Below are 6,693 nucleotides of genomic sequence, written 5' to 3'. Positions count from 1 at the left end.
CGGTTCGCCAGCGCTGAGGAGATGTCCGGGCAGCTGTCCGGCGTTCTGCGTGAGGTGGTCGCCCAGGACACCGGTGTGCGTCGACCAGGCTTGTCGACGATCTTCAGCCGCAGCCGCTCCACATTCGGCGAAGACCTGTTGGTAGCGCACACCGACGTATACCTTGACGGCCAAGTGCATTCGGAGAAGCTGACCGCCAAGGAGATCGTCACTGCGCTGCAGGTGCCGCTGGTCGATCCGGCTGATGTCGCCGCGCCGCTGCTGGGAGCGACCGTGCTGTCCCAACCGGTGCAGACGCTGGACTCGCTGCGCGCGTTCCGCCACGGCGCAATGGATTCCGACGACATCGACTTGTCGGAGTCCGTTGAGCTGCCGCTGATGGAGGTGCGGGCGCTACTGGACCTTGGCGATGTCGCCAAGGCCACCCGCAAACTCGACGACCTGGCCGACCGAGTCGGCTGGCGATGGCGGCTGGTTTGGTACCGCGCGGTCTCGGAGCTGCTCATCGGCGATTACGACTCGGCGATCAAGCATTTCAGCGAGGTGTTAGATACCTTCCCCGGCGAGTTGGCGCCCAAGATGGCCTTGGCCGCCACCGCGGAATTGGCCGGCAGCTCAGACGAACACATGTATTACGAAGAGGTGTGGAACACCGACGACGGGGTGATCTCGGCGGCCTTCGGGCTGGCCCGGGCGCAGTCGGTCGAAGGGGACCGAGCCGGAGCGGTACGCACTCTCGACGAAGTACCGGCCACCTCACGGCATTTCACCACCGCGCGATTGACCAGTGCGGTGACGCTGCTGTCCGGCCGGTCGGCGACCGAGATCACCGAAGAGCAGATCCGCGATGCCGCGCGGCGGGTGGAGGCGCTGCCGCCGACCGAGCCGCGGGTGCTGCAGATCCGGGCATTGGTACTGGGCAGCGCGTTGGACTGGCTGCAGGGGCACGAGGCCAGCACCAACCACATTCTCGGGTTTCCGTTTACCGAACACGGCCTGCGACTCGGCGTCGAGGCGTCGCTGCGTGGGCTGGCCCGCGCAGCGCCCACCCAGGCGCACCGCTACACGCTTGTCGACCTGGCCAACCGGGTGCGCCCCACCAGCACGTTTTAGCTCGGCTGACGGCCTTGTAAGCAGGGCCGCAAGCAAATCGCAAGAAAAGTCAGTCACACTTACGCCATGGCCGGCCAGTCGGATGGGTGGATCACCACGGCTCGCGTCCTGCGCCGGGTGGGGTTCGGGGTGACCGGCCCGCAGGTCGACGCCCTCGCCGGGCACGACTGGTCGACGTACATCGACACCGCTCTGGCTGCCGATCCCGACGCCGACCCAGGCGCCGTAGCAACACCGATGCCGACGCTGCCCACCCTGCGCGGCCCCGGGAAGGGGGCGGCGGCGGCGGACCGCAAGGAGTTCAATCGCCGCTTGTCCGGACAGATGACCGAGCTGTCCCAGTGGTGGTTGCACCGCATGATAGCGGTGCACCAGCCCATTCACGAAAAGCTGACGCTGTTGTGGCACAACCACTTTGCCACCTCCGCCCAGAAGGTAAGGCTCGCGGCGCACATGGCGGCGCAGAACCAGAAACTGCGCACCCTGTCGCTCGGCGACTTCCGCTCACTCGCTTATGCCATGCTGACCGACGCGGCGATGCTGCGCTGGCTGGATGCGCAGCGCAACACCGCCAAGGCCCCCAACGAGAACCTTGCCCGTGAGTTCATGGAGCTGTTTACGCTCGGGCACGGCGACGGCTACACCGAGGACGATGTGCGCGAGGGCGCCCGCGCACTGACCGGGTGGGTCATCCGGCCCAACGGCGAAACGTCGATGATGCCCAGGCGGCACGACCGCACGGCCAAAACGATATTCGGGGTCACCCGCGAATTCGATGCCGCCGGATTCTGCGACATCGTGCTGGCCCAACCGAAATCGCCGCAATACGTCGCCGGACGACTGTGGCAGCAGCTCGCATCTGACAGCCCGCCGTCGCCACCGGCACTCGATCGCTTGGTCACCGCCTACGGTCCCGCCCGAAACCTTGAGGCGTTGACCCGGGCAATCCTCACCGACGACGAATTCATCAGTAGCCGGGCGGCCATCGTCAACACGCCGGTCGAGTGGCTCGTCGGGGTGATCCGCACATTGGGCGTCCCCGTCGACACCCCGGCGCACCAGAAGCTAGTGAACGCCACGCTACGAGGGCTGGGGCAGCGACCCTTCTATCCGCCGGATGTCGGCGGGTGGCCGCACGGCCGGGTCTGGCTGTCGACCGCCAGTGCCGATGTGCGGATGCGCGCCGCAAGCCAACTGGCGCGCGCCGGTGACCTGTCCAGCATCGAAGACGCCGCCGCCGACGATCGGATCGACGCCGTCGGCTATCTGATCGGGGTCGGGGCATGGTCGGACCGGACCGCCACGGCGCTAAAGCCGTTGGTGCGCAGGCCGGTCCAGCTCGTCGCCGCCGCCGTCAATACGCCCGAATACCTGACGTCATAGTGAGTGCCGATGCCTGATTTGAATCGCCGCAAGTTTTTGGTCGCCAGCGTCGGTCTCGGTGCGGCCGGTCTGCTGTCGGGTGCCTGCGCGGTCAGCTGGCCCGACCTGATGCGCGAGGCCAAGCAGCGGCCCCTCGCCGAGGGCGCCGGTGTGCTGGTGATTCTCACGCTGTACGGCGGCAACGACGGCATCAACACCGTAATCCCCTATGCTGACAATGCTTATCATGATGCCCGGCCCGAACTGGCCTATGCCCCAAGCGATGTGCTGGCCCTGGATGGCCAGCTCGGACTGAATCCGGCCCTCAAAGGCCTGGCCCAGCAATGGAACAACCGGAAGCTGGCCATTGTGCGCGGCGTGAGCTATCCGCAGCCTGACCATAGCCACTTCCGGTCCATGGACATCTGGCAGACCGCTTCGCCGGCCGAGCCCGTCCCGACCGGTTGGATCGGCCGCTGGCTCGATGCCACCGGTACCGACCCGCTGCGTGCGGTCAACATCGGCCCGGTCCTGCCGCCGCTCGCAGTTGGTGAAAAGTGCACGGCAGCAGCACTTTCTCCATCCGAGAAGCCAGAGTCACCGGACAGATTCGCAGAGGTAATGGACGCGCTTGGTGCGGACGACTCGAACGACACGCCCGCAATGTCGGCGGTCTGTGACGCCTATCGAGCCACCCGTACCACCGACACGACCCTCGGCGCGATCAAGCCGCCCGGCGGGAAACACAACTCACTGGCCAGCCAGCTGAGCATGGTGGCGGCCGCGGTCAAGGCAGCGGTGCCCACCCGGGTATACGCAGTGCAACTGGGGGGGTTTGACACGCATGCAGACGAACGGGAGACCCAGCAGCGTCTACTGCAGACCTTCGACGAAGCCGTGACACCATTCCTCCAGCAGATGGCCGGTGACCGGTACGGTAAAAATGTTGTCCTGCTGGCATACTCGGAATTCGGGCGACGGGTGATGGCCAACGCCTCGCAAGGCACCGATCACGGCACCGCTGGGCCGGTGTTCGTCGCCGGTGGGCCGGTCAAGGGCGGCTTCTACGGCGACGAGCCCAGTCTGACCGATCTCGACAATGGCGATCTCAAACCCAGCACCGACTTCCGGGACGTCTACCACGAGTTGCTGTCGAAGACGGTTCAGACCGACCCCACCCCCTCGGTCGGGGCGGGTCGGCACAGTCTCGGGTTTCTGTAAGAAAGCGGTGGCTGCTTTCGAAAGACGATGCGGGCGCGTGTAATTGACGGTAGCGGTGCTCAGCTCGCCAGTGCCCGCATAGCTGTGGTTACGATGGCGTCGGCGTCGGCTGGCGTCAATCCTCCGTGCCCAATCGCCATCCGGTACATCGCCGGCCCGAAGATAAGATCCAAGGCGAGCTCGGGGTCGAGGTTCGGATTTAGTTCACCGCGGGCGACGCCGCGGTCCCAGATCTTCCTCACGGCTCCTCGGCGGACGTTCACCTGGTGTGTTCGGATCCGCTCACGTTCAGTTGGGTAGAACTGCGACTCGCCGACCAGTTGGGCGAAGATCGCACCAAGCGGGCTGGCGTAGAACCCCATCATGCCGCGCAACGTCAGGCGGAAGTCTTCGGCCGCTGATCCGGTGTTGGGCACGGGAGCGTCGGTCATCATTTGGTGCAGGAACGCGTCGATAGCCACCGCGGTTCTGTTCGGCCACCATTTGTAGATGGTCGCCTTGCTGACCCCGCTGCGTGCGGAGATCCGGTCGACTGACGCCCTGCGCAGGTCGTCCTCCTGCATCAGTTCCATGGCGGCTTTCAGGACGGCATGGCGGTGTTCCTCGCTGCGCGGTCGACCGCGCGCTCGACTTGGCGTCATTACTCCAGTCTCCTACCCCTCGTTGGTACAAAGGTAATTACTAGACGTCTCGCTGTGAGTACGCCTCAGGGGCGAACCATCGACGGGGCACTAGTCGTGGGCATGGGTATGACCGCAACAACGTATTTCACGTCCACACCGGCTCGGGGGTTCATGCGCCTCGCCCAAACGGCTGGAGTCGACCATCGCAACCTTGCGCCAACGCTGTCGCGCTACCCGAAAATGACTGGCTTCACTGAAGCGAACAACGCCTAAAGAAAATTCACGCAAGCGCGAATCATTCGCGAACGCCATTCGCCACTCCCGCGCCGCGCGAGAAAGCTGCGGAATCGCACAGACAAGGATTGAGAAAATTGGTTGCACTGGGCAACATCAACGGATGGCAACCGCCGCACGGTCCGGTTACCACGTGGACGGCCTCACCCGCGGCACGTGAAGCGGCTCGTACTGCGCGACGGAGCGATCTCGCTGCGAGTTATCAGCAAGCGCAACATGCTCGGCTCGCTTACTACGCCAAGGGGATGGGCAGGCGGCTGCCCCGCCTGATGATCGTGGCGTGGGACATTCCCGGTGTGTGTGACATTCCGGCAATGACGGCAGCGATCAATGCGCATGTCCGTCGTCACGATACCTACCACAACTGGTTCGAATTCGAGAACGACGACATTGTTCGTCGCACGATCGACAGCCCAGAAGTCATCGATTTCGTTCCTGTGGAGGTCGGGTATATGAGCGCTGAACAAACACGCACACACGCGGTGACGACGACGCCGGAGACACTGGAGTGGGATTGCTTCACCTTCGGCATTGTCCAGCACACTGACCATTTCACGATTTACGCCAGCGTTGACCATCTCCACATCGACGGCATGTCCGCCGGACTGATCTTCCTCGACATCCACCTGATGTACCAGAACCTGCGGCAGGCGACCCCCACCACGCTTCCGCAGGTTGGAAGTTATTGCGACTACACCGCGCGGCAGCGCCAGGAGGTGGCGAGCTTGACCTTGTCGTCCCCACAGGTCAAGGACTGGATCGAGTTCGCGCAAGAAGCCGACGGCGACTGGCCGAGCTTTCCGCTGCCGCTCGGCGACACGTGGGCCACCAACAAAGGCGACTTCTTGACGGTTGACTTGTTGGACGCGGCCCAGACGGAGTCTTTCGACACCGTCTGCCGTGAGGCCGGCGCTCGGTTCAGCGGGGGAGTCCTGGCGTGCGCAGCTCTGGCCGAGCACGAACTCACGGGCACCGAGACCTACCACGGATTCACGACCTACGACACGCGGACGCCGGGCATCGACACGATGAGTGTGGGTTGGTTCGCCAGCGTGTTTCCGGTCACCGTGCCGATCGGCATTGGCTCGTTTCCCGAGGTGGCCCGGGCAGCGCAGAAGTCGTTCGACGGCACTAGACATCTTGCCGGCGTGCCGTTTGAACGGGTCCTCGAGCTGGCGGCACCCGAGCAGCTGGGGATCAGGCTGCCCACGCGTCCGGCAATGATGGTGTCGTTCCTCGACTTCCGCAAGATACCCCTCGCCACACTGTGGGAAGAGACGAACTTCGGCACCTACGGCGACTGTCTGTCGCACGGCGGGATCAACATGTGGGTCAACCGGCACGCCTCAAAAACCACCGTGACGATCTCCTTTCCGGACAACCCCATCGCGCGTGAGTCGGTGCGCCGTTACATCGCGACATTGATCCAGGTGTTCACGCGCTTCGCCAAAGGCACCTCGGAGTGGGTGGATGCGGTTGCAGACCATGCGAATTCACACGAACCCTTCGCCTTGCGCGCGGCGGGCAAGTGACGAAAGCGACTTTACGAAGATGAGCAACGTACTCGATCTGGTCGACCAGACCGCATTTCTCGGCGAGCGAGCGACGGGAGCTGCCAGCCTGGGGCAGTGCGTCTGGGTGTACGACCGCGCAATCGACATCGACTGTCTTCGGCAGTTCCATCACCACCTTCAGCGGGGGCGGTTATCCCGCCGCATCGAACGGTCACCATTGCCGTTCGGCCGCCATCGCTGGGTCTCGTCCAGCGATTCGTCCGACCTCGAGATCGTCGCGACGCCTCGGCCGCGTGAAGAATTCGACACCTGGCTCAGCGAGCAGGCCGCCATTCCCCTGGATGCCGAGCACGGACCCGGATGGCACCTTGCGGTGCTCCCGTTCACCGATGGCGGCGCGGGGGTGAGCTTGGTCGTCTCACATTGCCTCACCGACGGCCTCGGGGCGTGCTTGGCGATGGTGGAAGCGGCGTGCGGCTACGACAACGCCGTCAACTGGCCTGCTGCTGCGTCACGGCGGCGGTGGCGGGCGCTGCGCGAGGACGCCCGCCAAACCGCGCGCGACA

The 6,693-nt window shown here is 64.6% G+C and carries 5 protein-coding genes and 1 pseudogene; 5 read left to right on the top strand and 1 reads right to left on the bottom strand.

Annotation, left to right across the window (positions count from 1 at the left end; genetic code table 11):
- From WAN71_RS07185 to WAN71_RS07175, 3 genes are all read left to right on the top strand, one after another.
- The coding region (locus tag WAN71_RS07185) for a tetratricopeptide repeat protein (protein WP_422224672.1) at nucleotides 1–1,113 on the top strand (1,113 nt) is incomplete at its 5' end.
- A gap of 66 nt (nucleotides 1,114–1,179) precedes the next feature.
- Nucleotides 1,180–2,496, top strand: coding sequence for a DUF1800 domain-containing protein (locus WAN71_RS07180; RefSeq protein ID WP_422224671.1), 1,317 nt, complete (start codon nucleotides 1,180–1,182; stop codon nucleotides 2,494–2,496).
- Nucleotides 2,497–2,505: 9 nt separating this feature from the next.
- Nucleotides 2,506–3,696, top strand: coding sequence for a DUF1501 domain-containing protein (locus WAN71_RS07175; protein ID WP_422224670.1), 1,191 nt, complete (start codon nucleotides 2,506–2,508; stop codon nucleotides 3,694–3,696).
- A gap of 59 nt (nucleotides 3,697–3,755) precedes the next feature.
- On the opposite strand, the gene WAN71_RS07170 is transcribed toward WAN71_RS07175, so the two are convergent.
- A complete protein-coding gene (locus WAN71_RS07170; protein WP_422224669.1) occupies nucleotides 3,756–4,337 on the bottom strand; it encodes a TetR/AcrR family transcriptional regulator in 582 nt (193 codons plus the stop codon).
- 353 nt (nucleotides 4,338–4,690) lie between these two features.
- Here WAN71_RS07170 and WAN71_RS07165 point away from each other — a divergent pair, with 353 nt between their 5' ends.
- On the top strand, nucleotides 4,691–6,145 hold the full coding sequence (locus WAN71_RS07165; RefSeq protein ID WP_422224668.1) for a condensation domain-containing protein: 1,455 nt from the start codon (nucleotides 4,691–4,693) through the stop codon (nucleotides 6,143–6,145).
- A 19-nt stretch (nucleotides 6,146–6,164) separates the two neighbouring features.
- A pseudogene (locus WAN71_RS07160) lies at nucleotides 6,165–6,693 on the top strand (hypothetical protein); the annotation flags it as partial.

It is taken from the genome of Mycobacterium sp. (genome assembly GCF_049280035.1).
Classification (GTDB): Bacteria; Actinomycetota; Actinomycetes; order Mycobacteriales; family Mycobacteriaceae; genus Mycobacterium.
Note: the sequence above shows the minus strand (reverse complement) of the source record. Positions and strands in the feature narration are given on the sequence as shown.